Origin of the sequence: Oryzibacillus soli (assembly GCF_051594765.1) — a bacterium.
In the GTDB taxonomy this organism is placed as follows: domain Bacteria; phylum Bacillota; class Bacilli; order Paenibacillales; family NBRC-103111; genus Paenibacillus_AR.
Map to the genome: position 1 here is coordinate 153,377 of NZ_JBPPGJ010000008.1, position 25,983 is coordinate 179,359.

General features: G+C 53.5%; 24 protein-coding genes and 2 pseudogenes. 18 read left to right on the top strand and 8 right to left on the bottom strand.

The genetic code is table 11. The features are described from left to right. Positions 1–101 precede the first annotated feature (101 nt). The 5 genes from ACSEXW_RS12705 to ACSEXW_RS12725 all read left to right on the top strand — a co-directional run bounded on the left by ACSEXW_RS12705 (position 102) and on the right by ACSEXW_RS12725 (position 5,526). Positions 102–662, top strand: a complete 561-nt coding sequence (locus tag ACSEXW_RS12705; RefSeq protein WP_438446524.1) for a nucleotidyltransferase family protein — start codon at positions 102–104, stop codon at positions 660–662. Positions 663–722: 60 nt separating this feature from the next. Further along, complete coding sequence (locus ACSEXW_RS12710) at positions 723–1,118, top strand: nucleoside 2-deoxyribosyltransferase (RefSeq protein WP_438446525.1); 396 nt, start codon at positions 723–725, stop codon at positions 1,116–1,118. Positions 1,119–1,516: 398 nt separating this feature from the next. After that, positions 1,517–2,947, top strand: a complete 1,431-nt coding sequence (locus ACSEXW_RS12715) for a HAMP domain-containing methyl-accepting chemotaxis protein (protein WP_438446526.1) — start codon at positions 1,517–1,519, stop codon at positions 2,945–2,947. 32 nt (positions 2,948–2,979) lie between these two features. Then, positions 2,980–3,438 (top strand): chemotaxis protein CheW, encoded by a 459-nt coding sequence (locus ACSEXW_RS12720; protein ID WP_438446527.1) that lies wholly within the window; start codon positions 2,980–2,982, stop codon positions 3,436–3,438. A 15-nt stretch (positions 3,439–3,453) separates the two neighbouring features. Beyond that, positions 3,454–5,526, top strand: coding sequence for a chemotaxis protein CheW (locus tag ACSEXW_RS12725; RefSeq protein ID WP_438446528.1), 2,073 nt, complete (start codon positions 3,454–3,456; stop codon positions 5,524–5,526). Between the two features lie 96 nt (positions 5,527–5,622). Here ACSEXW_RS12725 and ACSEXW_RS28580 read toward each other — a convergent pair. Next, positions 5,623–5,679: pseudogene (locus ACSEXW_RS28580) on the bottom strand (DUF6254 family protein); the annotation flags it as partial. Between the two features lie 289 nt (positions 5,680–5,968). Here ACSEXW_RS28580 and ACSEXW_RS12730 point away from each other — a divergent pair. The 6 genes and pseudogenes from ACSEXW_RS12730 (at position 5,969) to ACSEXW_RS12755 (ending at position 10,454) form a co-directional block, all read left to right on the top strand. Next, entirely contained in the window at positions 5,969–6,451 is a 483-nt protein-coding gene (locus ACSEXW_RS12730; RefSeq protein ID WP_438446529.1) for a hypothetical protein, read from the top strand. A 156-nt stretch (positions 6,452–6,607) separates the two neighbouring features. Beyond that, positions 6,608–6,865, top strand: a pseudogene (locus tag ACSEXW_RS12735) (Type 1 glutamine amidotransferase-like domain-containing protein); the annotation flags it as partial. Positions 6,866–7,219: 354 nt separating this feature from the next. After that, entirely contained in the window at positions 7,220–7,624 is a 405-nt protein-coding gene (locus ACSEXW_RS12740) for a RidA family protein (RefSeq protein ID WP_438446530.1), read from the top strand. Positions 7,625–8,408: 784 nt separating this feature from the next. Next, the gene (locus tag ACSEXW_RS12745; RefSeq protein WP_438446531.1) at positions 8,409–8,942 is read left to right on the top strand and encodes a hypothetical protein; all 534 of its coding nucleotides are present in this window, start codon (positions 8,409–8,411) and stop codon (positions 8,940–8,942) included. A gap of 130 nt (positions 8,943–9,072) precedes the next feature. Beyond that, positions 9,073–9,522 (top strand): MarR family winged helix-turn-helix transcriptional regulator, encoded by a 450-nt coding sequence (locus ACSEXW_RS12750; RefSeq protein WP_438446532.1) that lies wholly within the window; start codon positions 9,073–9,075, stop codon positions 9,520–9,522. 140 nt (positions 9,523–9,662) lie between these two features. After that, positions 9,663–10,454: an arsenite methyltransferase gene (locus ACSEXW_RS12755; protein ID WP_438446533.1), complete on the top strand. Its 792-nt coding sequence runs from the start codon at positions 9,663–9,665 to the stop codon at positions 10,452–10,454. Positions 10,455–10,785: 331 nt separating this feature from the next. Here ACSEXW_RS12755 and sigZ read toward each other — a convergent pair whose 3' ends face one another. The 4 genes from sigZ to ACSEXW_RS12775 all read right to left on the bottom strand — a co-directional run bounded on the left by sigZ (position 10,786) and on the right by ACSEXW_RS12775 (position 13,446). Beyond that, a complete protein-coding gene (gene sigZ / locus ACSEXW_RS12760) occupies positions 10,786–11,349 on the bottom strand; it encodes an RNA polymerase sigma factor SigZ (protein WP_438446534.1) in 564 nt (187 codons plus the stop codon). Between the two features lie 224 nt (positions 11,350–11,573). Continuing rightward, positions 11,574–11,996, bottom strand: coding sequence for an arsenate reductase (thioredoxin) (gene arsC / locus ACSEXW_RS12765; RefSeq protein WP_438446535.1), 423 nt, complete (start codon positions 11,994–11,996; stop codon positions 11,574–11,576). 31 nt (positions 11,997–12,027) lie between these two features. Next, a complete protein-coding gene (arsB, locus tag ACSEXW_RS12770; protein WP_438446536.1) occupies positions 12,028–13,098 on the bottom strand; it encodes an ACR3 family arsenite efflux transporter in 1,071 nt (356 codons plus the stop codon). Between the two features lie 24 nt (positions 13,099–13,122). Beyond that, positions 13,123–13,446 carry an ArsR/SmtB family transcription factor gene (locus tag ACSEXW_RS12775; RefSeq protein ID WP_438446537.1) on the bottom strand — a complete coding sequence of 108 codons (324 nt, stop codon included), beginning with the start codon at positions 13,444–13,446 and terminating at the stop codon, positions 13,123–13,125. 187 nt (positions 13,447–13,633) lie between these two features. On the opposite strand from ACSEXW_RS12775, the gene ACSEXW_RS12780 reads away from it, so the two are divergent. Both ACSEXW_RS12780 and ACSEXW_RS12785 read left to right on the top strand, forming a co-directional pair. After that, a complete protein-coding gene (locus ACSEXW_RS12780) occupies positions 13,634–14,203 on the top strand; it encodes an AAA family ATPase (protein ID WP_438446538.1) in 570 nt (189 codons plus the stop codon). Positions 14,204–14,241: 38 nt separating this feature from the next. Then, positions 14,242–14,661 (top strand): SRPBCC family protein, encoded by a 420-nt coding sequence (locus ACSEXW_RS12785; RefSeq protein WP_438446539.1) that lies wholly within the window; start codon positions 14,242–14,244, stop codon positions 14,659–14,661. Between the two features lie 130 nt (positions 14,662–14,791). Here the strand turns inward: ACSEXW_RS12785 and ACSEXW_RS12790 are convergent, their stop codons facing one another. Then, positions 14,792–16,072 (bottom strand): MDR family MFS transporter, encoded by a 1,281-nt coding sequence (locus tag ACSEXW_RS12790; RefSeq protein ID WP_438446540.1) that lies wholly within the window; start codon positions 16,070–16,072, stop codon positions 14,792–14,794. Positions 16,073–16,162: 90 nt separating this feature from the next. Continuing rightward, the gene (locus ACSEXW_RS12795; RefSeq protein WP_438446541.1) at positions 16,163–17,041 is read right to left on the bottom strand and encodes a PhzF family phenazine biosynthesis protein; all 879 of its coding nucleotides are present in this window, start codon (positions 17,039–17,041) and stop codon (positions 16,163–16,165) included. Positions 17,042–17,162: 121 nt separating this feature from the next. Here ACSEXW_RS12795 and ACSEXW_RS12800 point away from each other — a divergent pair, with 121 nt between their 5' ends. After that, a complete protein-coding gene (locus ACSEXW_RS12800; protein WP_438446542.1) occupies positions 17,163–17,576 on the top strand; it encodes a DUF2203 domain-containing protein in 414 nt (137 codons plus the stop codon). A 105-nt stretch (positions 17,577–17,681) separates the two neighbouring features. Here the strand turns inward: ACSEXW_RS12800 and ACSEXW_RS12805 are convergent, their stop codons facing one another. After that, positions 17,682–18,878 (bottom strand): MFS transporter, encoded by a 1,197-nt coding sequence (locus ACSEXW_RS12805; protein WP_438446543.1) that lies wholly within the window; start codon positions 18,876–18,878, stop codon positions 17,682–17,684. 220 nt (positions 18,879–19,098) lie between these two features. Between ACSEXW_RS12805 and ACSEXW_RS12810 the strand changes: the two genes are divergently transcribed. From ACSEXW_RS12810 to zapA, 4 genes are all read left to right on the top strand, one after another. Then, the gene (locus tag ACSEXW_RS12810) at positions 19,099–20,064 is read left to right on the top strand and encodes a GGDEF domain-containing protein (RefSeq protein ID WP_438446544.1); all 966 of its coding nucleotides are present in this window, start codon (positions 19,099–19,101) and stop codon (positions 20,062–20,064) included. A 404-nt stretch (positions 20,065–20,468) separates the two neighbouring features. Continuing rightward, a complete protein-coding gene (gene pheS / locus ACSEXW_RS12815; protein WP_438446545.1) occupies positions 20,469–21,503 on the top strand; it encodes a phenylalanine--tRNA ligase subunit alpha in 1,035 nt (344 codons plus the stop codon). A gap of 24 nt (positions 21,504–21,527) precedes the next feature. Further along, complete coding sequence (gene pheT, locus ACSEXW_RS12820; RefSeq protein ID WP_438446546.1) at positions 21,528–23,990, top strand: phenylalanine--tRNA ligase subunit beta; 2,463 nt, start codon at positions 21,528–21,530, stop codon at positions 23,988–23,990. A gap of 142 nt (positions 23,991–24,132) precedes the next feature. Next, positions 24,133–25,980 carry a cell division protein ZapA gene (gene zapA / locus ACSEXW_RS12825; RefSeq protein ID WP_438446547.1) on the top strand — a complete coding sequence of 616 codons (1,848 nt, stop codon included), beginning with the start codon at positions 24,133–24,135 and terminating at the stop codon, positions 25,978–25,980. Positions 25,981–25,983: the final 3 nt, after the last annotated feature.

Below are 25,983 nucleotides of genomic sequence, written 5' to 3' on the forward strand. Positions count from 1 at the left end.
GATCCAACCGGCAGCCTTCGCTTAAGTAACGGGCAGATGTCTTCAAATAGCTGTGATTAATTCTATTTTAATTGCGGTGTGATGGGGAGGATAAACAGATAATGGAAAGCAGACTTGTTGAAGTGATTCAAGAAAGTGATTTTCTCTGTAAAGTTTTTAGCAATGCAAGCCTACTAGGTCTTAATCAATATTATGTGGGTGCTGGTTGCATAACACAGACAGTATGGAATTACCTCACGAATCGTCCTTTGACTTATGGAATTGATGATATCGATATTGTATATTTTGATGATCAAAATTTGAGTTATGAGGCTGAAAAGGCTGTTACAGAAAGGGTTATAAACTGCTTTGGCAATATCCAGATAAAAGTAGACGTAAAAAATCAAGCAAGGGTGCACTTGTGGTATGAGAATAAGTTCGGTATTAAAACCAGCCCCTATTTAAGTCTTGAACAAGCGATCGACACATGGCCGACCTCTGCTACCGCACTAGGAGTACGCAATACAAGCGGAAATTGGCAAGTCTATGCCCCATTCGGTTTGGATGACTTATTTACACTTACTCTCAGAGCAAATAAGCATTTAATCTCAGAGGAGATTTACTACAATAAGGTTGCAAAATGGACAAGTAAATGGCCGGAACTTAGAGTCATAAGTTGGTAGGATACTTCCAATATATGTTAATATATGACGTTATGTATTGAAGAGAAATGGGGGAACGAAATGAAGTTTTATATAGCTTCCAGTCTCAAAAACATAGAAAACGTGCGTCAAGTCGCTGAGAGTTTGAAAGCACGTGGTTTTCAACATACGTACGACTGGACAACACATTCGAATATAGACTCCATCATTAAACTTCGTAAAATAGGCCAAGAGGAAGTTTCAGGGGTTTTAGCTGCAGATATTGTAATTGTCATGCTTCCAGCAGGCAAAGGGAGTCATGTCGAGTTAGGAATAGCTCTGGGAGCAGGAAAGAGAATTTATTTATACTCTTCGACTAATGAACTGAACGAAATCGGAAATACATGTACTTTTTATCATGTAGATTCAGTTGAACAGAGGATTGGTTCCTTAGATGACTTGATACATTCGGTCTGTCTTGAATACCAGTATCATTAAGCTATCGGAAAAGTTAGTTCAAAAATGTTAACAATAAATGACCCAGCCATATCATAGGCCGGGTCATTTCATTGTTGTTATTTTAACTAGTTTGAGTTGAGATTAACTCCAGACTACCCGGATCAATTAGGCATCACGAATTTCTTGGCGCCAGCGTAATCCCCATATTCCTCCAGGATAAAGAATAAACCGTTGTGTATCGGCAAAGGTGAAGGCTTACCCTTCTCCCCGAACAATCCACTCTTCCAACGATAAAAGCATTCGTCATTCCAGGCGTCAATCCAGTGATATGAAGAGCGATTTATAATTATTCTATTTAAAAGAAGGATTATGTCGATTTTTGTCGAAATTGTGAACAGAACCAACTGCACACCATCATATCACTGGGGGTACACTTCATGGATCGAATCCGCAATCTTACGCTCCGCAAACAGATGGTTGTCGGCTTCACGATGATTCTTATCCTGCTACTTATCGTCACCGGCTTCAGTTACATGAACTTGAACCAAACCAAGCAGCAGTATGACGACCTGATTCAACGCGTAGTCGTAGCCAAATTCGAGACGGAGAATCTGCGGTACAACATCCTCCAGTACAGCGCCTCCATGCGCGGATACATCCTGTTCAATGAAGAAGCCATGGTCCAGCCCTACCTCATCGCCAAGAAGGAGGTGGCCAAGAGCTCGAACCAACTCGATAAGCTGCTGGTTTCCGCAGAAGCCAAGTCCTTGGCCAAAGAGCTTATGGCAGCCGCGAAGACCTACGAGACCTACACCGAGACCATCACTGCCCACATGAAAAAGGGTGAGATTGAGCAGGCTAAGCAATCTGCCATCCAAGGACGGCCTTACCTTTTGGGCGCCATAGAGAATGCCGAAAAGCTGTCTCAATTCGAAACCGCTCTTGTGGATCAAGCCCAAGAAGAACTGAAGGCCAAACAGCAGAATACCATGCGGGTCCTCATCATCTCTTCCGTCCTGGCCATCCTCGTCGGCGTCTTCGTGAGCTGGGCGATCTACCGTTCCATCAGTCGCACCCTCCGCGAGCTCTCCGCCTCCATCACCCAGGTGACAGGCAGCGCCAACGAGATTTCGCAGAGCTCCGAACAAATTGCCGGCGGAAGCCAATCCCAAGCCATGTCGGCCGAGACCGCTAATGAAATGGTGCTCGAGATGAACCTGGCGATCCAGGACGTAGCACGCAATGCCGAGCAGGCAAGCGTTGTCTCAGACCAGGCGGCCGTGACCGCTAGCCAGGGCAACGAGGTCATCCGGCAAACCCTTCAAGGTATGCAGGAGATCAACCGCAAGATGGAAGACCTGTCCCGCCAGTCCGACAAAATCGGGGACATCATCGATGTCATCGACGAGATCGCCGACCAAACCAACCTTCTGGCCCTGAACGCCGCCATTGAAGCAGCACGCGCTGGCAGCGCCGGAAAGGGCTTCGCCGTTGTAGCCGATGAGGTGCGCAAGCTGGCGGAACGCAGCAGTGCCGCGACCAAGGAGATCGCCCAGCTCATCCAAGGGATGCAGGGCAATACGAACCTGGCCGTATCAGCCGCCATCGAAGGGAATACCCTCACACAGAACGCGGGACGTGCGTTCGCAGAGATTCAATCCATGCTGCAGGGTGCCGCGGCCCGGGTTGGGGAGATCGCCGCCGCCTGCGAAGAGCAAGCCGGCCAGTCTTCCAGCGTCCAGCAGGCCATGCACAATATTGCAGCTGTCACCCAGGAGACGGCCGCGGCAGCGGAAGAAACCTCCGCATCCATCAACGAGATGAAGGGCATGATCGAAGCAATCAGCAAATTGTCCCAACGGCTCTAAGGCCTGGTGGACGGCAGACAGGAGGAACGGATATGACGTTCTTTAACGGATCCCGGCTGGAGGAACTGGAGCAAGAAGAGGAACAATACATCGAGTTTGAGATCGGGGAGACTCCCTACGCCCTGCCCATCGGGTGCATCCATGAGATCATCCGGGTCGAGAGCATCACGGTATACCCCAACAAGCGTAACGATGTGATCGGAGTCATCAATCTGCGGGGACGGATCATTCCCGTCATCAGCCTCCGATCCAAGCTCCGGATGGACGTCAAGAAGCATGACCGTGCTACCCGCATCATCGTGCTGCAAGACGGCGACCTGTTCGGACTGCTGGAGGACCGGGTCAACCGGGTCACCTCCTTCGACGAACTCCAGCCCCCCCCGGGCGTATCGGGACAGGATGGCTCCGTACAAATAGAGGCCATCGGCATGTCCGGAGGGAAGCTGGTCCATATTCTTCAGGCAGCACGTATACTCAGGAACGGTTCGTAAGAGGGGAGGAGGGTTGTGGAAGCTTATTACGCCGAAATGCTGCCCGTGTATTTAACGGAGATGGAGGAGAATCTCCAGGTGCTGGAGGAGCAGGTGCTGCTTCTGGAGAAGGAGGAGGGCAATCCGGAGGTGGTCCAGAAGATCTTCCGTGTCGCCCATACGCTGAAGGGCTCCTCGGCCGCCATGGGCTTCGGTCCCGTCAAGGACCTGACCCACGAGATGGAGAACGTGCTGGACCTGCTGCGCAACGGCCATCTCTCCATTGACGGCTTCATCATCAATACCCTGATGCACTGCCTGGATTACCTTCAGCATTTGAAAGAGATCATCCAGGGCGGCGGGGACCTGGCTGCGGTCGACATCTCCTCCATCAAGCGGATGCTGGAGTCCGTCACCCATGAGGACTACAGGACGGCGGTTCCAGCTGACGGAAAAGCCGCCCCTGACACTTGGCTCCGCGGACTCTGGGAGGGAGCCCGGATGCCATTGCCCGGTGCGGACGATTCCGTGCGGGCCTTCGGCTGCCGGATTACGCTCCAGCCGAAAACACTGCTTCGCACCGCCCGTTATTATATGATCCGGTCCCACCTGGCGGAGAGCCGCACTGTCGCCTCCACCTATCCCGAGCTCGATTCGCTTGACCCGGCGGTGGACCCGGAGCATATGGCCTATCTGGTCTATACTCCCGAAGCGGAGGAGGAGCTCTGCTCGCTATTGAAATCCTTCCCGGACGTAGAACAGGTCGAGCTCCACTCCTTGCAGGAGGGTGACCTACATCTGTTGCAGCCCGTCGCGGTTCCGCAGCCGTCTACCCCTCCGCAGTCCGACGCGTCCCCTGCCGAGGCCGTCCCATTCGCCAGGCTCTGCGCCCTGGATGCCCCGGGGAAGAAGACTAAGAAAGGCCAGACCATGCGGGTGGAGCTGGAGCGTCTGGAAGGGCTCATGAATCTGGTGGGGGAGCTGGTAATCCAGCATTCCAGGAGCACCCAGCTGACCCGCACCCTGCTGCATGAGGACCGCCGGAATCCGCGGGTTCGGGAGCTTCACGAGGTGTCTGAAGGCTTGTCCCTCTTGATCCAAGAGCTGCAGGAGTCCGTCATGAAGACGCGGATGCAGCCGGTGGGACAGCTGTTCCAACGGTTCCCGAGGATGATCCGCGATCTCTCCCAGTCCTTAGACAAGGAGGTGGAGCTGATCCTGGTCGGCGAGGAGACGGAGGTGGATCGCTCGGTCATCGAGGAAATCTATGAGCCGCTCGTCCACATGGTCCGGAATTCGCTCGACCACGGCATCGAGCAGCCGGGTGAGCGGACGGCGGCAGGCAAGCCCCGGTCTGGCCGGCTCCGGATCAGCGGCTCCCAGGAGGAGCACCATGTCCTCCTAACCGTAGAGGATGATGGCAGGGGAATCCGTGCCGACAAGATCCGGGAGTCGGTCATCCGCAAGGGCCTCCTATCCGAGGCCGACGCTAAGGCACTCCCTGACTCGGAGATCATCCAATGGATCTATAAGCCCGGCTTCTCCACCGCAGCGGAGATCACGGACGTATCGGGACGGGGAGTTGGCCTCGATATTGTGCGCACCCATATCGAGAAACTGGGCGGCATCTTCCAGCTGGAGACCGCCGAAGGACAAGGCACGCGCTTCGGCATTAAGCTGCCCATTACACTGGCCATCATCAAGGGCCTGCTATTCCGCATCGGCGGTTCACCCTTCGGCCTGCCGATGTCCGCCGTCTTGGAGATCCTGAAGGTGAAGGAAGCGGAGCTTCACCCGCTCTCTGGCGGCGGAACCGCGTATATGTACCGGCAGCAGGCATTGAGGGTGGTTTCCCTGTACGGTGAGCTTCATCTCAAGCCCCGCCCTGTGAAGCGGGAGCTCCTGACTCTCCTGATCCTTCATACAGGCACACGCCGTTTGGCCTTGCGGGTGGACGAGTTGATCGGCATCCAGGATGTGGTACTGAAGAGCATCTCTGGATCGCTCGAGCAATCCCAGGTCATCTCGGGGGCCACCATCCTGGGGGACGGCCAGGTGGGTCTCATTCTTGACCCTCAGGGAATCGCGGATCTTGCCTTGGAGCCATAAAGAGTCACAATGCAAAACAGCAGGACGCCCCCACAAGGCAGCGTCCTGCTGTTTCTTCGTATTTGCGACTTCTGGCGGTCGGCGTCGTACTCCGTTGGAGCGCTCCTTAAGCGACTTGATCTTGCCATGGGGATGCTGCTCCTGCTTGTATGATCTTCAGCTGCCATGCAGTTAAGGATCCCGTTTTTTCGTTGAAGTAATGGGCAGTTTTACGCACCATCGCATTGGAAGCAACTATTGTGGTAAAATGTTATAATATTACAATTCTAAGTTGATAGGGAATATGCAAGTGACTACACTCACAGCTATGTTGTGTGGAAATGAACCGTTTAACATGTTCAATAGAGCCAGTTCTCGGATGGCCATTGGGTAACAAAGTATTACAAACCGATACCCGATTGAAGAGGCCACTAAATAACTTGTTGAGTGATTGGAGGATTGAATGAGGAAAATACTCTATTGGATCGGAGTAATTCTATCAGTATCGTTATTCTTATTTATTAATCATAAAAGTGATAACAGAGAACAAGAAATAAGATATGAGTTATTAAATGGATACATTTATCGAGATTTAGCTCAGCTTGAAGCAACGATACAGGATCAACTAGATCATAATTGGAAAAATGAAGCTCTTGTTGTCCAGAAGCTAAATGATACTATGGATTCCATTATCTTGCGCTTGGGAATGGAAAGAGATAACGATAAGCAAACGGTCCTTTGGAAATTGCACGATTACATGAAAAAATTCGTAGTTGGTGACGGAACATTAGCTTTAGATATTACTCTAAATGACAAGCAACGTGCCGACTACATCTCTTTAGGCGAGAAGCTACGTTCTAGAGGGTGGTCATTTAATAGCGGGTTTATTGATCCAGACTGGGATGTTTTTTCATCAAAGTTAGAAGAACTCATAACGGAGTCATAGCTTGTATGGATATAATCCAGCAAATGCGGCCGCTACGGTTTGGCTACTTCGTTGCGCTAACGGGAACTTTAGTTCCACAACAAACAACCATGATGAGGCTGCCGCTAAGATCGGTGGTCCCATTGAGTCAGGTACACAAAGAAAAGGAGTGCATTCATGAAACTTCTGCTTACATCTGGAGGCATCAATAACAAAAGCATACACGAAGCGTTGGTTGGCATGCTGGGCAAGCCGATCTCCGACTCCAACGCCCTGTGCATCCCCACCGCGATGTACGGACACCCCTGGGTCGGCCCCGGCGTCAAAGCCTGGGAATTCATCAGTGGAAAAGAAGAGAATCCTATGGTCAACCTGGGCTGGAAGTCCGTCGGCGTGCTGGAGCTCATAGCGCTGCCAAGCATCAGCGAAGACCGCTGAGTGCCGTTGGTCCGGGCAGGCTTGCGTATTATTTTGCGTTGCTTATTTCCATAAAATGGTATAATTGTAGCCCCTAAGGCCATATATTTCTTTACGGAATTACCAGGTTCCATCATATTATTTTTTGGCTATTGGCTAGAAGCAAAGAAAGTAACAAAATAGATCTAACGACAAACAGCCTGCCGCGGACATCACGGCAGCCTTCGCTTAAGTAACGGGCAGTAAACTTGCAATGATTACATAAAATAAAAATATAGTCAAAATAATGTGGTTTTTCTGGTAACATTCTATATACATGGTCTAGCAGCGCTCTAGCTGCTTATCCTTTCTTACTAAAAAGGAGTGAATTCTATGCATGATTATAAGCAATTAATTTTTAGAAATCCACAATCAATGCCGCCAGCAAATGGTTATACACAAGTTGTGGAAGTACGAAACGGAAGAACGATATATGTTTCTGGGCAAATTGCCATAAACCAAAACGGAGAAGTGGTAGGACTAGGAGATTTAGCTGCACAAACGAGGCAGGTATTCGAAAACATTAAAGTGGCGCTAGAAGCTTCCAGCGTAAGCTTTGACGATGTTGTTAAATTGACCTTCTTTTTAACTGACATCTCCCAAATACAGGTAGTTCGCGACATTCGAGATTTGTATATTAATACGAAGAATCCACCTGCCAGTTCGGCAGTTGAAGTGAGTAATCTAGTAAATGATCATTTCTTGATTGAAATAGAAGCAATAGCTGTAGGTGAATAGTCATTAAGAGTGGTAATTATTCAGCAAACGATGAACGATAGCCTCTTCATATCCAACAACCAGGCTGCCGCGGAATATCACGGCAGCCATTCGCATAAGTAACAGGCAGGTTTGTTTGAATAGTCTATATCCAACACTCGTATCAGGTATGATCTTAATTGATGCCGTACCCGAATACAAAGAACTTGCGTATGAAAAGGTGCTCCCACCGCATTTGTTAGCGGCGAATAAAGCATATCTTGAGAATCCAATGTTAAATATCGAGAAGATTGATAAGTTGCAGAGTTATAAGGAAATCGTTGATCACTTGAGGCAAAACGATACTCCCCTAACAATACTAACTAGAGGACTTCCTGAATGTGACAATGAAGATTGGCCCAATTAAGAATTATTACTAGTCGAGCAAAGATTGCAAGCCCAATTTCAAAAACTTTCAACACAAAGTAAATTGAAAATTGCAAAGAACAGTATCATTATATTCATCACGATGAGCCAGAAATAGTAATTGAAGAAATACAACGGTTATTGCATAATGCTAATTTGATGGCTCATAAATTTAGACTCAGCTGATTTTAGTCTAGTAGAGTATTTTCTGAATTTTCGACAGCTTGTATTAGCTGTTAGTTTTCAGGGTGGTACAACTTTAATATCAAGAACAAGTTTTCCTCGTTACGCTAACGGAGAACTATAGAGGAATAAAGAAATATCCCAAGCTAAAGAGCAGGTAGTTCCAATAATGGTAATAGTAGTTTGAGTTGATACATTCAGTTTAATGGAGTGATTAATGATGATTTTAGATACTGCGTGGGACCTAGAAATAAGGATGATTGTACCCTTTGATTCCATTATTTTTTATCCAGATGATTATAATGATAAATATATTGAAGAACCTGCATTCCAGAAACTGAGGGAAGTATTAAATATTGAATTAAACGTCTCGAAAATCGTTGAAGATTTATATGAAAATAGAAGTAATAATCCAACGATTACCATCTATTATTCTGATAGATCATTTGATGACTTTATTCTATTGGATACCAAAATGGACCCTACCGACCAACTGGATCTAATAACAATTGGAATAAGGTGTAAAGCAGAGTTTGGGGGATTGGTAAGAAATTACGCGCATGAATTTTATACTAAACGTTGTGAGTATAATATTTGTTATAAAGAGGGAAATAACGCAGTTAGAGAATTATATAAGATAGACTTTAGTTTATATAGTATGTTCAATGAAGACAAAACTATAAGTAGTTCAACAAAGAGATTCTTAAGTTTTTTTAAATCTGGTGAGTTATTGAAGCAGATCATTCCTTGATCGGCAGCCTTATTGCGCTATCGGAGAACGATAGCGGCGCGTCCCCCAAACAGATTCAAAGAGAACTGATCGCAAAATAACTTGTAAAATGCAATTAATTATTGTATAACTAATCTCAAGAGGTGAAATCATGGAAGATCTCCGAATGTTATTTCAAACGATGACACGCCGATTTGGCTTTCTCAACAAAAATTGTTGTACTATTGGCGGTTGTGACATCAGTCTTGTTCAGAGCCATATCCTTTATGAAATCGATCGCCAGCATGAGCCTTCTATGCAGCAAATCGCTGAAACATTGGGTACAGATATTACAACCTTCAGCAGACAGGCTCAGTCCTTGATTCAGATGAACTTGGTCAAAAAGTCGCCTCATCCGGATGACCGTCGCGTCTCCATTCTCAAGTTGACAACAGAAGGGAAATACGTTGCCGCGACAATTGATCAACAAATGAATGATTACTTGAACGAAGTGTTTTCCCATATGAATGATTTTGAAAAAGAGACCGTTATTCGTTCCCTGAAGCTACTGAACAACGCTATGGCACAATCAAGTCTTTGTTGTAAAGCACCTCCGGGGTAATCTTTTTATAAAATACTTGCATAATACAACTTTTTATCGACTTTTCTTTATATAAGGGGGTACACAGCAAAGGGAGGTCGAGCGAAACACAAGGCTAGCTGCTGTTGATTAGAATATATTAAACGCAGGGAGCGATTCCAATGAGCCAAGCCAGTCATGATGAAATCAGACAGAATGTCCGAAATCGGTACAAACAGATTGTTTTACAGCAAGCAAATTCCGGTAGTTGTTGCTCTGGAGCAAATCCAACAGATTGTGCAGCCCCACAAGAGGTATCTTCAAAATTGGGATACTCCACAGAAGAACTTAATGCAGTACCGGAAGGGGCAAATCTGGGGCTTGGTTGCGGCAACCCTCAGACAATAGCCGATTTAAAGGCCGGGGAAAGCGTTTTGGACCTTGGAAGTGGCGGGGGATTCGACTGTTTCCTTGCCGCCCGTCAAGTAGGAGAATCAGGACGAGTAATTGGGGTAGATATGACACCTGAAATGGTTAGTCAAGCACGCAAAAACGCGCTAAAAGGCGGGTTCAAAAATGCTGAGTTCCGTCTTGGGGAGATTGAACATTTGCCGGTTGCTGACGAATCAATCGATGTCATTATCTCAAATTGTGTCATCAATCTTTCTCCTGACAAACCTCAGGTATTCCGTGAAGCCTATAGAGCCTTGAAACCTGGCGGACGCATTGCCGTTTCGGATATCGTTACAACTGCGGAATTGCCGGTGGACATCAAGAACGATCTGAATTCCTTGTCCAGCTGCATATCCGGGGCTTCTTCGATTCAAGAGTTGGAGAAGGCATTACAGGAGAGTGGTTTTTCACAGATTAATATCCTGCCCAAAGAAGAATCTAGGGAGTTTATCCGGGATTGGGTCCCTGGCGCTAATCTCCAAGATTACATTGTTTCCGCTGTAATCAAAGCAGTCAAATAGATCCAATAATCGGCTCTGGTCACAAATCGGCAAAGAAAAAGGAAGGGCCGACTATGCCCTTCCTTTCATCATTCAATCAGCAGCAGGATACTTTTTTTACATCGCTGTTATTTTCTTGTTTGTTTTCTGAACAACCGCAGCCTTCCTCACCGGCTTCTTTTGCCGATTGGTCGGCCGCACAGCATGCTTCTATAGGTGGAAGTGCAGTGCCTCCACAGCAAGACTGAACATGTACCTTATTCGAATCGGTCATTTCAAGCGCTCCCTTCGTCCTTCAAGATTTTTTCTTGCATTCATTAAGACGAAGCAGGGGGGGGAAAGACGCAAAACCTTATTGGCAACCACACGAATTACATTTTGGAGAGGCATCTTTGCTTTCGATTTCAAGAACGTTCCCATACCGATCCAGCTCCAGGTGACAGCATGCTGAGATAATATCCTTCAATTTTTGTCTGCCTCTTTGAACCCTTGATTTCGCACCTGAAAATGAAATGCCAAGTTTTTGGCTAAGTTCAACTTGCGAGAGACCTTCTAGTTCGGTTAATTCTATGGCTTCCCGGTATTTATCCGGCAACTGCTGAATCATTGGCCGCAAGCAGGCGGAGAGTTCCATATTCAAATTAGACTCGTTGGATTCAATAAACTCAGGTAAGTCATGGAGCAGCTGATCTCCTACGGGCTTTCTCTTGCGATAATTATCAATGATCGAATGTCGGGTGATTTGATAAATCCAAGGTTTCAAGCTTTCTTCATCTCGAAGACTATCCATCTTGGTGAATATCTTCAAGAAAACATCCTGCAATATATCTTCAGCTTCTTGTTCGTTAGAAACCCGCCGAGTAATAAACGCCTTTAATGGTTCGTGAAAAGCCCCCCATAATGTTTCCATCTCCATTAATAACACCTCGAATGCGTAGGGTTTAATCATGAGGACGTTGCTTTTATCCAAAGGACGCAAAACGAACTCGTTAGAAAGGCCAGTTTTTTATGATTTTAAGTGTAAACCCAAAACAGTGGGAAACCAATAAGTTGTAGTTCATATTTATGATCCTCTAGCAACAGGAGCTGCCGCCACAGCAGCCGCCGTCGCTCTTTGGCTTCTTTGCATACCACAAATTATTATTTACCTTCGCGAACGAAGATTTCAATGCGGGACTTGATCGAATCACGTACTTCCCGGAACTTAGCCATGATTTCTTCTTCTGTACCGGTTGCTTTAGCCGGGTCGTCAAAACCCCAATGCCATTTCACAACGTTTTTGTTCGAAATGACAGGGCAATGCTCGTCTGCATGACCACATAAGGTAATGACATAGTCCGCTTTGTTCAAAATTTCCGGATCGATTACATCTGAGGTATGGCTGCTGATATCAACACCGGCTTCATTCATTACTTTGACAGCACGAGGGTTCAACCCATGAGCTTCAAGCCCAGCACTCTTTACCTCATATTTGTCACTGCCGAGCGTTTTGAGGAATCCGTCCGCGATTTGGCTTCTGCAGGAATTGCCTGTGCAAAGGAAGTAAACGAGTTTTTTGTCCATTTTTAATAGCTCCTTTTGAATTAGTCGATTGTTATATGGTTCGCGTAACGCTATTTTCACTTCCGAAGTACTTGCGTTGGAACCAGAAGGCGACATTTACGAGTGCGATCATGACGGGCACTTCAACCAAAGGACCGATTACAGCTGCAAAAGCGGCCCCCGAATGGATACCAAAGACACCAACAGCGACAGCTATCGCAAGCTCAAAGTTATTGCTGGCCGCCGTGAATGCCAGAGTTGATGTAACCGGGTAATTTGCACCGGCACGTTTGCCCATGATGAACGAAATCACAAACATGACCACAAAGTAAATCAGAAGAGGAATGGCAATCCGAACCACGTCCAGAGGCAGATCCACGATCATATCCGCTTTCAAGGAGAACATTACGATAATCGTGAACAATAGAGCAATCAATGTGATCGGGCTGATTTTGGGGATAACGTTCTTTTCGTACCAAACCCTGTCTTTGGATTTCGTGAAAATGAACCGTGTCAGCATACCGGCAATAAAGGGAATCCCTAAGTAAATAAAGACGCTCTTGGCGACCTCACCCATGGTAATATCGACGACCATCCCTTGCAGACCAAACCATCCAGGCATCCATGTAACGAAGATGTAGGTGTAAACGGAATAGAACAATACTTGAAAGATGGAATTGAATGCAACAAGTCCCGCGGCATATTCCGTATCACCTTTACACAAGTCGTTCCAAACAATTACCATAGCTATACAGCGGGCTAAGCCGATCATAATCAAACCTACCATGTATTCCGGGTAATCCCTCAAAAATAGGATGGCCAAGCCAAACATTAGGATTGGTCCGATCACCCAGTTCTGAAGAAGAGATAAGCCCAGGATCTTGCCATTCTTAAATACTCGGCCCAATTCCTCATACCGGACTTTCGCAAGCGGAGGGTACATCATGAGGATGAGCCCGACCGCTATAGGAATCGATGTTGTCCCAACCTGAAATTTATTGAGGAAGTCAACAAATGACGGGACCGTGTTTCCGAGCAAAATACCAATCCCCATAGCTAAAAAGATCCAAAGGGTTAAGTATCGGTCTAAAAATGATAATCTTTTTGTGGATTCTTGGCCCAAGGGAAACGCACTCCTTTGTTGAAGTTATTCGCAGCGGTTTATGTTCTCAGCTGAAACTTGTTCGACCTTGTCTTTCTGGGACGGAAGTATCTCTAATAACTCCATCAAATAGGGTTTATCCGCCAGATCCAAAGAATAATAAATCCATTGTCCTTTGCGGGATTCCTTGACAAGCTTGCCATCCTTCAGTTTTCGCATGTGCTGGCTCACATTGGGTTGACTGGTTTGAAGTAACTCGGCAAGCTCACATACACAGCATTCCCGTTCTTTCAGAAAAGAAAGAATGGTTAACCGGGTTTTGTCTCCGGCCAACTTAAGTTCATCTGCTAATTTCTCGATGAGAACCATGTATTAACCCCCTTTTTCGGTTAATTGGACGAATCAAAATCCTAACGCTATTCCTTCCCCTGTTGTACTCATTGTCGCATATCCAAGTTTATGTGTAAATTATTATATAATTAAACAATTATATTTCACCCCTTTTAAGGCTATAGAAGAATTCGCTTTAGGGCGGTTGTAAATGGAGGACAGCAATATGAATAAACCTCATGGTATAATTTTGTTCGGGGCAAACGGAAGCGGAAAGACTACACTTGGACGCGAACTGGCGAACATATTGGACTTTAAGCATATGGATCACGAGGATTATCACTTTGAAAAATCAGAACTTCCATATACTAATGTTCGCCCTTATGAGGACTGCTTGAATTTAATGCTTGGAGATATTGAGAAGTATCGTTTGTTTGTACTCACTGCTGTTACCGGTGATTTTGGCGACACCATTCCGAAGTTTTACGACCTCGCCGTATTTATCACAGCACCGATTGAGCTACGTATGGAACGTATAGAGCAACGTGAGTATATGCAACACGGAGAACGCATCCGTAAAGGCGGCGATATGTACGAGCAGCATTTGAAATTTATCGAGTTCGTGGCTTCGCGTTCGCTGTCAAAAATGGAACAATGGGCGGAAACACTAACGTGTCCTATAATTCACATTGACGGTACAGAAGATTGGCACACGAATGGAACGAATATAGCGAAGCGATTCTACGAGATGAAAACTCCCACCAAGCTCATAAGAGGAGAACATACATTTCGCTGAACAGGCGGCGCTGTATCCGAAGGAAGGAGGGAGTAGGAATGAAAGAGAAGCCGGTCGGGTTAACCGCTGATTCAGGATTTCAAGTCGGCGTCAGACGCACCCTGCATGCATCTCCTGAAGCAATATGGGACTATCTCTTGTCCCCCGAGGGCATGCGGCTGTGGCTCGGAGGTGTGGCGGCTGGCCTAGAGCCTGTGAAGGGAACGAGATATACCGCCGACGACGGCACCATGGGAGAGGTGCGGGCGGTTAAGCTGCAGGAGCAGCTGCGGCTCACCTGGAAGCCGCCCGGGTGGGAGCAAGCCTCCACCCTACAGATCCGGCTGCTGCCGGCGGCAGCAGGACGGACGACAGTCAGCTTCCACCAAGAGAAACTGGCGGACGCCGACGTCCGGGAGCGGATGAAGGAGAGGTGGGAGCAGGTGCTGAGCACCTTGGCTTCCCGGTTAGGAAGCTAAGGGAGCCCGGCATGCGTTCCGTTTACCCATCCGCCGCCCAAAAAACCAAAGAGGTTGGAGTAAGGAGATCTCCGCTTGCCTGCCGGCAGCGCGATCTCATGCTCCAACCTCTTGTCGTGCGGTGAGACTGTTATGCCGTTGCGGCTGCTGCAGATGTGCCGCTCTTGGCTTCCTCTGCAAGCGCCAGCTCGGACGCAGCCTTGGCGGCCTCCACCCGGCGGGCCAGCACGGACATGGCGATGCCGGCCGCGAGGATAACAACGGTCAATAACGAGAAGAGAAATTCCCCGTTGATCCTGCTGAGCAGGAAGCCCCCGAGTATGGGTCCCACCGCCCGGGACAGCTGCCAGTTCATGCCGTAGATGCTGAAGTAGAAGCCCCGGTGCTCGGGAGGGGCCATGACGGACACCAGCTTCTGCATGTGGGGGCCGTTCAGCATTTCGCCGATGGTGAAGACGAATTCTACGGCGAGCAGCAGGACGAACCAAGGCGCATAGCCGTATCCGACGCTTACCAGGGCGAACATGCCGTAGGAGAACATCATGACCTTGCGGGCCGGAATATCCTTGGTCCGGCGGGCGATCCACATCTGAAGCAGAATGACCATGGTGCCATTGAACGCCATGAGGCTGGCGTATACGTTCTTGTAATCCTCGAACCGGGTCTGCAGGTGAAGCGGGAAGGTGGATTCCACCTGGGCATACAGCAGCGTCACCGGACAGGCGAACAGCGTCAGCCACAGCAGAGGAGAATGGTCCCGAAGCCGGATGCCGGCGAACGGACGCTTGGGACTCTCCGACTTGCGTCCTTTGACCTCCGAAGGCAGCGTTTCAGGAACCTTCCACCAGACGACGGCGGCATAGCAGCTCATGGCGGCGGCACAGATCAGGAACACCACGTGCATGTTCCACGCCGCCAGCACCACGCCGATCAGCGGTCCGACGGCGGCGCCGATATTCAGTGCGGTATGGAACAAGGCGAATACCTCCGGCCGCTTGGCCTCCGGAACTACATCGCTGACCTGGGCGTTGGCAGCGGGGCCGAACAGCGCGTGGCCGATGCCGTTCAGCACGGAAATGAGCGCGAAGTGCCAAACCTGGTTGGCTGCGGTGAAGGCCAGCATGGAGACGGCCTGGATCAGGAGCGCCGCCAGCATCACCGGTTTTCGGCCGATCCGGTCGCTGATTCCTCCGGCCAGAACGTTCACCAGGACGCCGACCAAGGGGGACAGTCCGACCACCAGCATGGACAGCATGATGGAGCCATCCAATTGGTCGTACAGGTAGAAGACGAGGAACGGTCTCATCATGAAGTTGGTCAGCGACGTCAAGGCCGTGCCGAAGGCCCGGACCCAGACGGCCGTGTCATAGGATTGCAAAGCGTGCCATACTTTGTCCTTCCATTTTCCCATAGGTACACCCTCTCTCGATTTTTACATTGTATAGGGGAAGCCTTATGGAAAAAAGGATTAAGGTTGCCATATCATTTCCCCTTTTTTGTCTTAGAGCCATTCTCCCCGGGCTACGGGCACGGTGCGCCCGCCTACGCGGACCCGGATGGAGCCGTCCGCCAGCTCCGAGGCTCTCAGATGCAGGAGGGACGGGCGTCCGATCTCATAGCCCTGCTCCATGCGCACATCGATGTCCGTGCTGCCGAAATACCGGTGCCGGACCAGATAGGCGCTCAGATTCCCCGCTGCCGAGCCGGTGGCCGGATCCTCGGGGACGCCTACGCAATCGCAGAAGGAGCGGGCATTCAGCTGGTTATCCGGCTTGTAGGTTTCCGCTGAGAACAGCAGGATCGTATGGTTGCCGTGTTCCCGGATGAAGGCCTCGTAAGGCTCGCTCCGGGTCCGGGCCTTCCTGACCTGGGCCAGTCCCTTCAACGGTACGAGGATCGAAGGCAGGCCGGTGGATACCCGTTGGACCGTATACCGTTCATCCAGGTCGCCGGCGGCCAGACCCAGCACCTCCGCCATCGTGCCCGGATCGAAGACCGGTCCGAATTCCGGCAGGTTTTGCTTCATCCACTGCATGCCGTCCGTACCGAACTCCACGGGGATTGGCCCGACTTCCAGGTTCAGTACCACCTGTTCCACAGGCTGGCCCAGGAGGAACTCGCGAATCACATAAGCCGTGCCCAAAGAAGGATGTCCGGCGAACGGAACCTCACCTCCCGGCGTGAAGATCCGGACGTCATATCCTCCGTTCCGGGGCTCCTCCGACAGGATGAACGTGGTCTCGGAATAATTCATTTCCCGGGCGATCTGCAGCATCTCCTCCGGGGACAGCTGCCCCGCGCCGGTGAATACCGCCAATTGGTTGCCCTCGTACCGCTTCTCCGCGAACACGTCCACCGTGTAATACTTCAGTTGTCCCATTCCCATAATCCTCCTTTTCGGTCCATACCTTGGTAAATGCTACCCATTATAGCTGAAAAATGTTCGATTGGTAATCCCCCGGCACGCTATTGTAAAATTTATCTCATAGGAGGGGTCTCATATGGGCAAGAAATATTTCACGGCGCAGGAGGCCAATGCCCTGCTTCCGTCCCTACGTATTTCGCTTCGGGATCTGCAGGCCATCCGGAGCCGATTCGAATCCAAGTACCGGGAGCTGGCCCTGCTGCGGCACCAGGGGGTGGAGCTGCGGGACGGCGAGGATCCGTTCTTCTCGCTGGAGTGTGAGCTGGAGTTCATGCGGATGGAGGCTTCGGCCATCGCCCACGGCTTGAATCTGCAGGGGGTTGAAGTGAAGGACGTGGAGTCCGGCCTAGTGGATTTTCCGGCTAAGATCGAAGGACGCGAGGTGCTGCTCTGCTGGAGGCTCGGCGAGGAGCGGGTGGAGTATTACCATGGTCTGCATGACGGCTTCCAGGGCCGGAGAAGGCTGACCGGCGGCGAAATCTACGGGTAGAGGTGAACTGCTTCAGAGCGAAGCTTCGCCTGTACCTATGCGAAGCCGCACAAAAAAAGCGGCGGGGATCGTCTTGATCACCGCCGCCGTGATATTGCACCTGCTTTAGATTCGATGAGCCGCTACTCTCGCTTCCTGCGAGAGGGCGGTTTTTTCGTGGTCGCCGGTTAACGTCAGACGGTATGCGCACAGCACCCCGATCCGTATGGCCGCGATGGCCAGGAAGCACCCCCAAATGGGCAGCATCGAGAGTAGGGCCCCCGACAGCAGGGCGCCGATGGCATTCCCCCCGTTCATCAGGAGCTGGAAGTCGGAGAAGAAGTCCATCTCCTTCTTGTGCTTCTCCGCCTCCTCCATCATGACGGAGTTGGTGGCTACCTCCGCCACCGCCGCTGAGCCGCCCAGCCAAGCCTGCAGCAGCACCAGCAGGGAGAAGGAGCTGATCCGTCCGTAGGGAAGAATCGCCAGCGCCATGCCCAGAAGGGCCAAGCCATACACCCGTATGGCACCGAACCGCTCGATGGCCCTCCGGGTGAAAGGCATCAGCAGGGCGGATACGATGCCGGAGGCGATGACGAAGTAGGCGATCTGGGTATTGGTCAAGCCCAGCCTGTTCACGTGGTAGATGGTGAAGAGGGGAGCCGCCATGGCGATGCCGATGTTGTTCAGCGCCATCCACCACATCCGGCGGTTGCATTCGCGGAACGGGCGGACCAGGTGCAGACGGACCGGCTTCTTCTCATGGGGGGCCAGGGCGGCGATCAGATTCATGCCCGTGAAGGTAGCCAGACAGCCCACCAGCATGGAGACGGAATAGTTCATGGGAAAAAAGCGTTGGGTCGCATCCAAGGCATGCCCGATGCCGTAGCTCCCCGCCACCAGGATGACGATGCCGATCAGCTTGTTGGTGCTGAACATCCGGGGGAAGTCCTCGTGGGGCACCACCCTCCGCATGATGGCGGGCTGCTGGGCGCCGGTGATCATGACGGACACCGCATTGATGCTCCAGAAGAACAAGAGATACGGGATAGGGTGCGGCAGCATGACGGACAGCGCCATGCTCAGGAATGCGAATTGGCGGACGTAGCCGCTGGTCAGATAGACGCCCCGGGTTACCGGCAACTGGCGGGTCAGGAAGGCCAGCGACAGCGCGCAGAAGAGGGGCGGCAGCGAGTTGGAGAGGGCGATCTGGAAATCGCTGGCTCCAAGTCGGGCGATTAACACCGGCAGGAAGGTGAAGAAGGCGACGCTCTTGATATTCTGTAGGCCCGCGTCCAGGTAAATGCGCGTCGAGATTTTCATGGCGGATGTCCTTTCTTGCTATGGTGTCCGTTAGCCAACCGGAAGGGAATCCGGCTATAATTCCAGCATAACGCCGCTTGTAAACCGTTTACATGGACATCCGGACCGAAAAACATGGATTATTATGCGATCGCAAATCTTCTAGGAAATACCGCTTCACTTCGGCGGTCCGGACTCCGATATATACAATAACCCATTAAGACATGCAGGAGGGGAGATTATGGTACTGAACCCTAGTGTATCGGCCGGCACGGGCGCGGGCATTCTGCCGATGCCCATGCATATGCTGATGGCTCAGGTAGTCGAGCAAACGCAGCAGGGAATCATCCTGACGGACGCCTCCGGTGCCATCCTGTATGTGAATCCGGCCTTTACGGTTTCTTCGGGCTACGAGGCCCACGAGGTCATCGGGCGGAACCCGAGCCTGCTCCAATCGGGCAGGCACAGCCGGGAATTCTACCGGAGCCTGTGGAGGTCCGTCGAACGCACCGGCCAATGGCAGGGCGAGATCTGGAACCGCCGCAAGAACGGAGAGATCTACATCGAGTGGCTGAACATCTCCGCCATTCGGGGGCATGACGGCCGGACGACCCATTACTGCGCGGTGTTCTCGGACATTACGGAGCGGGTGCAGGAGGAATACAAGCTGAAGGCGGAGAACCGCATGCTGGAGCAGCTCGCCATGATCGACTCCCTGACGGGGGTGGCGAACCGCAGATCCTTTGACTGCCTGCTGGCCAAGGAATGGGCCCGGGCCGTACGGGGATCTCAGCCGCTTAGCGTGCTCTTTATCGATATCGATTATTTCAAGCTGTTCAACGATCAGTATGGCCACCAGCAAGGGGACGAAGCGCTCCGTAGGGTCGTCTCGGTGCTGCGCTCCGGGCTGCGGCGGTCCGGAGATATGCTGGCCCGTTACGGCGGGGAGGAATTTGCAGTCATTCTCCCGGATACGAATCTGGCGGGAGCCCGGCTTGTCGGCCTCTCCCTCTTGGAGGGAATCGAACGGGCAGCCATCCCCCACAAGGGGTCGGCGGTCAGTGGGCATGTGACGATCAGCGTGGGATGCGCTTCGGCGGACCCGGCCCAAGACGGCAGCAGTCCGGAGATGCTGCTGGAGGCTGCGGACCGGGAGCTGTACTCCTCCAAGAAAAAGGGACGGAACCGGGTGTCCCCGGAGGCTTAGGCGGGAGAGCACTTGCATCAGGCCTGCGGTTTGCATATAATAGACGGTAAATTCATATCGACCAACGCAATGACGGAGAAAAGTAAGCGAAGACCGACGGACAGGGAGCAGGCGCCGGAGATTGAGAGCGCCTGACGGGACGGAATCGCTGAAGTTCGCTCCCGAGCAGTCGCTTGAACGCGTGCAGGCCTATGAGCCCCATGCAGCCGTATGTAGAGCGGACCGGTTTTCGAGCCGATATTTCGTAACGAGTGAAGACGTGTCAAGGAGCCAAGCTGCCGTGCTGATGCCGGCTGGTGTCCGACCGTCTTAATGAGGGTGGTACCACGGCCTTTCCGTCCCTTTCTGGGGATGGAAGGGTCTTTTTGATTTGCAGGGACAACATTCGGATAGGGGGAAGGAACATGAGAGAACGTTTGGAAGCTCTTCGGACAGAGGCTCTCCAAGAGCTCGCCGGCGTATCCGGCCTGCCGGAGCTGAACGAGCTCCGCGTCAAGTATCTGGGCAAGAAGGGAGCGCTCACCGAGATTCTCCGCGGCATGGGAGGTTTAAGCGCGGAGGAGCGGCCGGTCATCGGGCAGGTCGGCAACGAGGTGCGGGCCGCCATCGAGGAGGTCATCGGCCGCAAGCAGGAGGAGTTCCAGCAGGCGGAGACCGAAGCCCGGCTCCGCGAGGAGACCATCGATGTGACGCTGCCGGGCAGGACGTCCGCCGCCGGCGCGCTGCATCCGCTCTCCAAGGTGATTCAGGAGATTGAGGATATCTTCATCGGCATGGGATATACGGTGGAGGAAGGTCCGGAGGTGGAGCAGGATTACTACAACTTCGAGGCCTTGAACCTGCCCAAGAATCACCCGGCTCGGGACATGCAGGATTCCTTCTACATTACGGAGGACATTCTGATGCGTACCCATACCTCCCCGGTGCAGGTACGCACCATGGAGCGCAAGAAAGGCGAGGTGCCCGTCAAGATTATCTGCCCCGGCAAGGTGTACCGGCGCGACGACGATGATGCGACCCACTCCCACGTGTTCACACAGATCGAGGGTCTGGTCATCGACCGCAACATCCGCATGAGCGACCTGAAGGGCACGCTGCTGCAGTTCGTTCGCGAGATGTTCGGACCGAATACGCAGATCCGCATGCGGCCCAGCTTCTTCCCGTTCACGGAGCCGAGCGCCGAGGTGGACGTGAGCTGCTTCGGCTGCGGCGGCCACGGCTGCCGGATCTGCAAGCAGACCGGCTGGCTGGAGATCCTGGGCTCCGGCATGGTCCATCCCCGGGTGCTGGAGATGGCCGGCTACGATCCGTCGGAGTACAGCGGCTTCGCCTTCGGCATGGGCGTAGAGCGGATTGCCATGCTGAAGTACGGCGTGGACGACATCCGTCATTTCTATACCAACGACCTGCGCTTCCTGCGGCAGTTCGCACGGGTTTAACGAGGGAGAAAGGGGGATTATACGATGAAGGTTTCCTATCAATGGCTGTCCCAATATGTGGACGTAAGCGGATATACGGCGGAAGAATTGGCGGAGAAGCTGACCCGCAGCGGCGTCGAAGTGGATGTGGTCGAGAACCGGAACCAGGGCGTGACGAACGTCGTGGTCGGGTACGTGAAGGACCGCTCCAAGCATCCGGACGCGGATAAGCTGTCCGTCTGTATCGTGGACGCCGGTACGGGCGAGGACCTGCAGATCGTCTGCGGGGCCAAGAATGTGGCAGCGGGGCAAAAGGTTCCCGTCGCCATGGTGGGCGCCAAGCTGCCGGACGGCCTGGTCATCAAGCGGGCCAAGCTGCGCGGCGTGGAGTCCCAGGGCATGATCTGCTCGGCCAAGGAGCTGGGCTTGAACGACAAGCTGCTGCCGAAGGAGATCCAGGAGGGCATTCTGGTGCTGCCGGAGGACACCAGGATCGGCGAGAGCATCCTGGACGTCTTGGCCATCGAGGACAAGGTTCTGGAGCTGGACCTGACTCCGAACCGTTCCGACTGCTTGAGCATGCTGGGCGCAGCCTACGAGATCGGAGCCATTCTGGGCCGTCCCGTGAAGCTCCCCGAAGAGCGGCAGGGGCTGAAGGAGAACGGAGCGCAAGCCGCAGCGGATCTCGTGAAGGTGGCGATCACCGCCGGAGAGGAATGCCCCCATTATGCGGCGCGAGTGATCGAAGGCGTCACCGTGGGCAAGTCTCCGCTGTGGCTGCAGAACCGTCTGATGGCGGCCGGAATCCGTCCTATCAACAACGTGGTGGACGTGACCAACTACGTCATGCTGGAATACGGACAGCCGCTCCATGCCTTCGACGCCGATAAGGTGGCGGACGGCAAGATCGAGGTGCGTATGGCCCGCGAAGGCGAGCGTCTCGTAACCTTGGACGATCAGGAGCGGGAGCTTGCGGCCAGCATGCTGCTCATCACCGACGGATCGGGCCAGGCCATCGCCATCGCCGGCGTTATGGGCGGTGCCAATTCCGAGGTGACCGAGGGCACCACCCGCATCATCCTGGAATCCGCCAAGTTCGCCGGGGGCTCTGTCCGCAAGACCTCCCGCCAGCTGGGTCTCCGCTCCGAAGCCTCCCTGCGCTTCGAGAAGGAAGTGAACCCGGAGGCGGTGCTTCCGGCGCTGGACCGGGCGGCAAGCCTCTTGTGCGAGCTGGCCGGCGGCACAGCTGCCAAGGGGGTATCCGAGGCGCGTGTCCGTCAGGAAGAGCCGGTTCGGGTGGAGATCACCCTGGACAAGGTAAACGGCTACCTGGGCACCGCGCTGACGCTGGACGAGGTGAAGGCCGTCTTCGACCGCCTGAGCTTCGAATACCGGGTGCTTCCGACGGCCGGAGGCGCAGGCGCATTGGCCGTTCATGTGCCCAAGCGCCGGGGGGACATTACCCGGGATGTGGACCTGATCGAAGAGATTGCCCGTCTGCATGGGTATGATCATATTCCGACCACGCTGATCAACGGCGTCACCACACCCGGTGCCCTGTCCCGGGAACAGAAGGTCCGCCGCCAGACCCGGACCATCCTGTCCGGCTGCGGCTTGAACGAGGTCGTCAGCTACACCTTCACCCATCCGGACCAGATCGGGCAATTCGCCGGCCGGTACACGGATGCCAAGCCGGTGGCGCTGTCTCTGCCTATGAGCGAGGAACGCAGCGTGCTCCGCACCAGCCTGGTTCCGCATCTGATGGACACCGCCGTTTACAACCGCAACCGGAATAACGACGACGTGGCCGTTTTCGAGATCGGCAAGGTGTTCGTCACCTCCGAAGAGAAGCTGACCGGACTGCCGAAGGAGCGTCTGCTCCTGTCGCTGCTGTGGACCGGCAACCGCCAGGCGGTGTCCTGGACCGGCAAGCCGGAGAAAGTGGACTTCTACGACCTGAAGGGCGTGCTGGACAAATGGCTGGGCGCCCTGGGATTGGGCGAGGCCGAGTACCGCTCGGCCGCACCGGAGGGCTATCATCCGGGGCGTACCGCCGAGATCGTGCTGAATACGCCGGACGGCGAGGTGGTATTGGGCTACGCCGGCCAGCTGCATCCGGCCCTTCAGAAGGCAATGGATCTGGAGGATACCTATGTGGCGGAGCTGGAGCTCGATACGGTGTCCGCTTATGCGGACTTCTCCATCGAATACCAGACGCTGCCCCGCTTCCCGGCCGTTACCCGCGACTTGGCCGTCGTAGTGGGTGCCGAGGTGCCGGTGGGCCAGCTGGCTGCCAAGGTGAAGGAGACTGCCGGCAGTCTGCTGGAGTCGGTTCACGTATTCGACATCTACACCGGGGAGCGCCTGGGAGCCGGCCGGAAGAGCGCCGCACTGTCGCTGGTCTTCCGCCATCCGGAACGGACGCTCACCGATGAGGAGATTACGGAGCTCCACGGCTCTGTGGTCGGAGCGCTGGAGCAATCTTTTGGAGCGGAATTGCGTAAGTAGGAAGGAAAACGGGCCGGTCGTATCGAAGTCTAAGGACACGATAGGATCGGTCCTTTTTTTGCGCGGGAAGATGAACTCGCTTGCAGGACCCGGGTCCGGAACGCCGGACCGTTCGTCAAGACCAGTAAGGAGGATTTAACCGATGGACGGAGCAGACAAAACCCGGATCACCGTTGAGATATTCGGTACCCAATATAGATTGAAGGGCAGCTCGACCCCGAGCTACCTGAAGCAAGTGGCTTCCCACGTCGATGATCATATGCACCGGATCGAGAATGCCTCCAACGGAAGGCTGGACACCCCCCGTACGGCAGTGCTGGCGGCTGTGAACATGGCGGACGAGTTCTTCCAGGTGCGCAACGAGCTGGCCAAGGTATGGGATGAGCTGCAGCGCGTCCGCGGCGAGAAGGCCGAGCTCCAAGGATCGGCGGAGGAGCTGGAGAAGCTTCGCCAAGGGGAGAAGGAATGGGAGGAAGCCCGCAATACGCTGGAGTTCAGCGTCCGGGGGCTGCAGCTGCAGCTTCAGGAGGCAGCGCTCCGGGTCAAGGAAGCCGAGGAGTCCGCACGCAGGGAAGAGGCGGACCAAGCGGCGGAAGAGAAGCGCCGGCTGGAGGAGCGGTATGCCCAGGAGATCCAGCAGCTTCTTGCCCGCGTAGAAGACTTGAAGGCTCAGCACGCCCGTGAGCTGGAGGAATTGAGGGCGGAGGAGACGAAGCAGCGTCAAGGTCTCGAGAAGCAGTGGAACGACCGCATCCGGGCTAAGGAGCTCGACTGGCAGCATGCGTTGAACGAGCGGGAGGAGGCCTGGAAGCAGGAGGCGGCCGCCGTTATGGACGAATGGAACCGCATGACGGCCGAATCCGACCAGAGCTGGGAGCTGAAGCTCCACAACGTCCGCATGGAGCTGGCGGAGGAGAGGGAGCAGCTGGCGCGGGAGACGGAGAAGCGCCTCTCGGAACGGGAGGAAGCGGTTCGGCGCAAGCTGCAGGCGGAGTTCTCCGAGCGGGAGAAGGAGCTCTTGAACCGGCAACAGGAGGAGAAGCTCCTGCTCGGCTCGGAGCTCGAGGAGAAGGAGGCCGAGCGGCTTCGGCTGCTGGACGGCTTCGAGGCTGAACGCCGGCAGTGGAGCGAGGACCGTGCCGCCCTGGTGATGGAGTGCGAAGAGGCATCCGAGGTGCTGGCGCAGGTGCGCCGCGAGAGCGCGGCGGAGCTCAGGCGCGTTCGGGAAGAGGCGGCATTAGAGCTCAAGCGCGTTCGGGAAGAGGCCGCGGCGGAGCTGGCAGCGGCCCAATCACAAGCAGCCGCTCAGGCGGAAGCGGCCGTACAGGCGGAACGCCTGCGCAAGCAGATCGAGGACCGGCTGTCCGGGGCTCTGGCGGAGGCGGCAGCGGAACGTGACAAGTTCCGCGCCGAAGCCGCGGAGCAGGCGGCCAATGCCCAGAGCGCAGCAGCATCCGCGGTGGAACAGGCGCGGAAGGAAGCGGCGGAGGAGCTGGCCCAGGTCCGCCGTGATGCGGCCGTCGCATTGGCGGCAGCCCGCGAGGAAGCCGCCGTCGAGCTGGAGCGGATCCGCTCGGCTGCCAAGGATGAGCTGGGACGGGTGCACGGCGAGTACGAAGACAAGCTGGCGGCGGTCCGGGAAGAAACCGAGCTCCAGGCGGAGATGCTGGAGGAAGCGGAGGCGCAGCTGGCCGCCGCTCGGCAGGCTGTTCAACGGGCGGAGGATTCCGCACAGGAGGAGCTGTCCGGCGTCAAGCTTCGGTTCGAGGAGCGGGAGAGCGCCTTCCGCAGGCTGGAGGCGGCGCAGCGTACCCTAACCGAGGAGAAGGAACGCTTGCAGCAGGAGCTGGAGCAGGAGAAGGAGCTGCGTCTGGGCTCGATGGCCCAGGATCAGAGCCTTCGAGCGGAATACGAGATTCTGAAGGACGAATACGAGAAGCTCAAGAAGGAATACAACGAGTGGCTTGAGCTTGTGCTGGAGAAGGACTAGGGG

Bases quoted from the DNA above. Each gene is read 5' to 3' on its own strand.
- ACSEXW_RS12730 (WP_438446529.1), top strand. From the start codon at position 5,969: ATGAGGAAAATACTCTATTGGATCGGAGTAATTCTATCAGTATCGTTA.
- ACSEXW_RS12775 (WP_438446537.1), bottom strand. From the start codon at position 13,446: ATGGTTCTCATCGAGAAATTAGCAGATGAACTTAAGTTGGCCGGAGAC.
- ACSEXW_RS12710 (WP_438446525.1), top strand. From the start codon at position 723: ATGAAGTTTTATATAGCTTCCAGTCTCAAAAACATAGAAAACGTGCGT.
- ACSEXW_RS12790 (WP_438446540.1), bottom strand. From the start codon at position 16,072: ATGGGAAAATGGAAGGACAAAGTATGGCACGCTTTGCAATCCTATGAC.
- pheT (WP_438446546.1), top strand. From the start codon at position 21,528: ATGAAGGTTTCCTATCAATGGCTGTCCCAATATGTGGACGTAAGCGGA.
- ACSEXW_RS12750 (WP_438446532.1), top strand. From the start codon at position 9,073: ATGGAAGATCTCCGAATGTTATTTCAAACGATGACACGCCGATTTGGC.
- ACSEXW_RS12780 (WP_438446538.1), top strand. From the start codon at position 13,634: ATGAATAAACCTCATGGTATAATTTTGTTCGGGGCAAACGGAAGCGGA.
- ACSEXW_RS12810 (WP_438446544.1), top strand. From the start codon at position 19,099: ATGGTACTGAACCCTAGTGTATCGGCCGGCACGGGCGCGGGCATTCTG.
- zapA (WP_438446547.1), top strand. From the start codon at position 24,133: ATGGACGGAGCAGACAAAACCCGGATCACCGTTGAGATATTCGGTACC.
- sigZ (WP_438446534.1), bottom strand. From the start codon at position 11,349: ATGGAGATGGAAACATTATGGGGGGCTTTTCACGAACCATTAAAGGCG.
- ACSEXW_RS12800 (WP_438446542.1), top strand. From the start codon at position 17,163: ATGGGCAAGAAATATTTCACGGCGCAGGAGGCCAATGCCCTGCTTCCG.
- arsC (WP_438446535.1), bottom strand. From the start codon at position 11,996: ATGGACAAAAAACTCGTTTACTTCCTTTGCACAGGCAATTCCTGCAGA.
- ACSEXW_RS12720 (WP_438446527.1), top strand. From the start codon at position 2,980: ATGACGTTCTTTAACGGATCCCGGCTGGAGGAACTGGAGCAAGAAGAG.
- ACSEXW_RS12740 (WP_438446530.1), top strand. From the start codon at position 7,220: ATGCATGATTATAAGCAATTAATTTTTAGAAATCCACAATCAATGCCG.
- ACSEXW_RS12785 (WP_438446539.1), top strand. From the start codon at position 14,242: ATGAAAGAGAAGCCGGTCGGGTTAACCGCTGATTCAGGATTTCAAGTC.
- ACSEXW_RS12755 (WP_438446533.1), top strand. From the start codon at position 9,663: ATGAGCCAAGCCAGTCATGATGAAATCAGACAGAATGTCCGAAATCGG.
- ACSEXW_RS12795 (WP_438446541.1), bottom strand. From the start codon at position 17,041: ATGGGACAACTGAAGTATTACACGGTGGACGTGTTCGCGGAGAAGCGG.
- ACSEXW_RS12715 (WP_438446526.1), top strand. From the start codon at position 1,517: ATGGATCGAATCCGCAATCTTACGCTCCGCAAACAGATGGTTGTCGGC.
- ACSEXW_RS12705 (WP_438446524.1), top strand. From the start codon at position 102: ATGGAAAGCAGACTTGTTGAAGTGATTCAAGAAAGTGATTTTCTCTGT.
- ACSEXW_RS12805 (WP_438446543.1), bottom strand. From the start codon at position 18,878: ATGAAAATCTCGACGCGCATTTACCTGGACGCGGGCCTACAGAATATC.
- pheS (WP_438446545.1), top strand. From the start codon at position 20,469: ATGAGAGAACGTTTGGAAGCTCTTCGGACAGAGGCTCTCCAAGAGCTC.
- ACSEXW_RS12745 (WP_438446531.1), top strand. From the start codon at position 8,409: ATGATGATTTTAGATACTGCGTGGGACCTAGAAATAAGGATGATTGTA.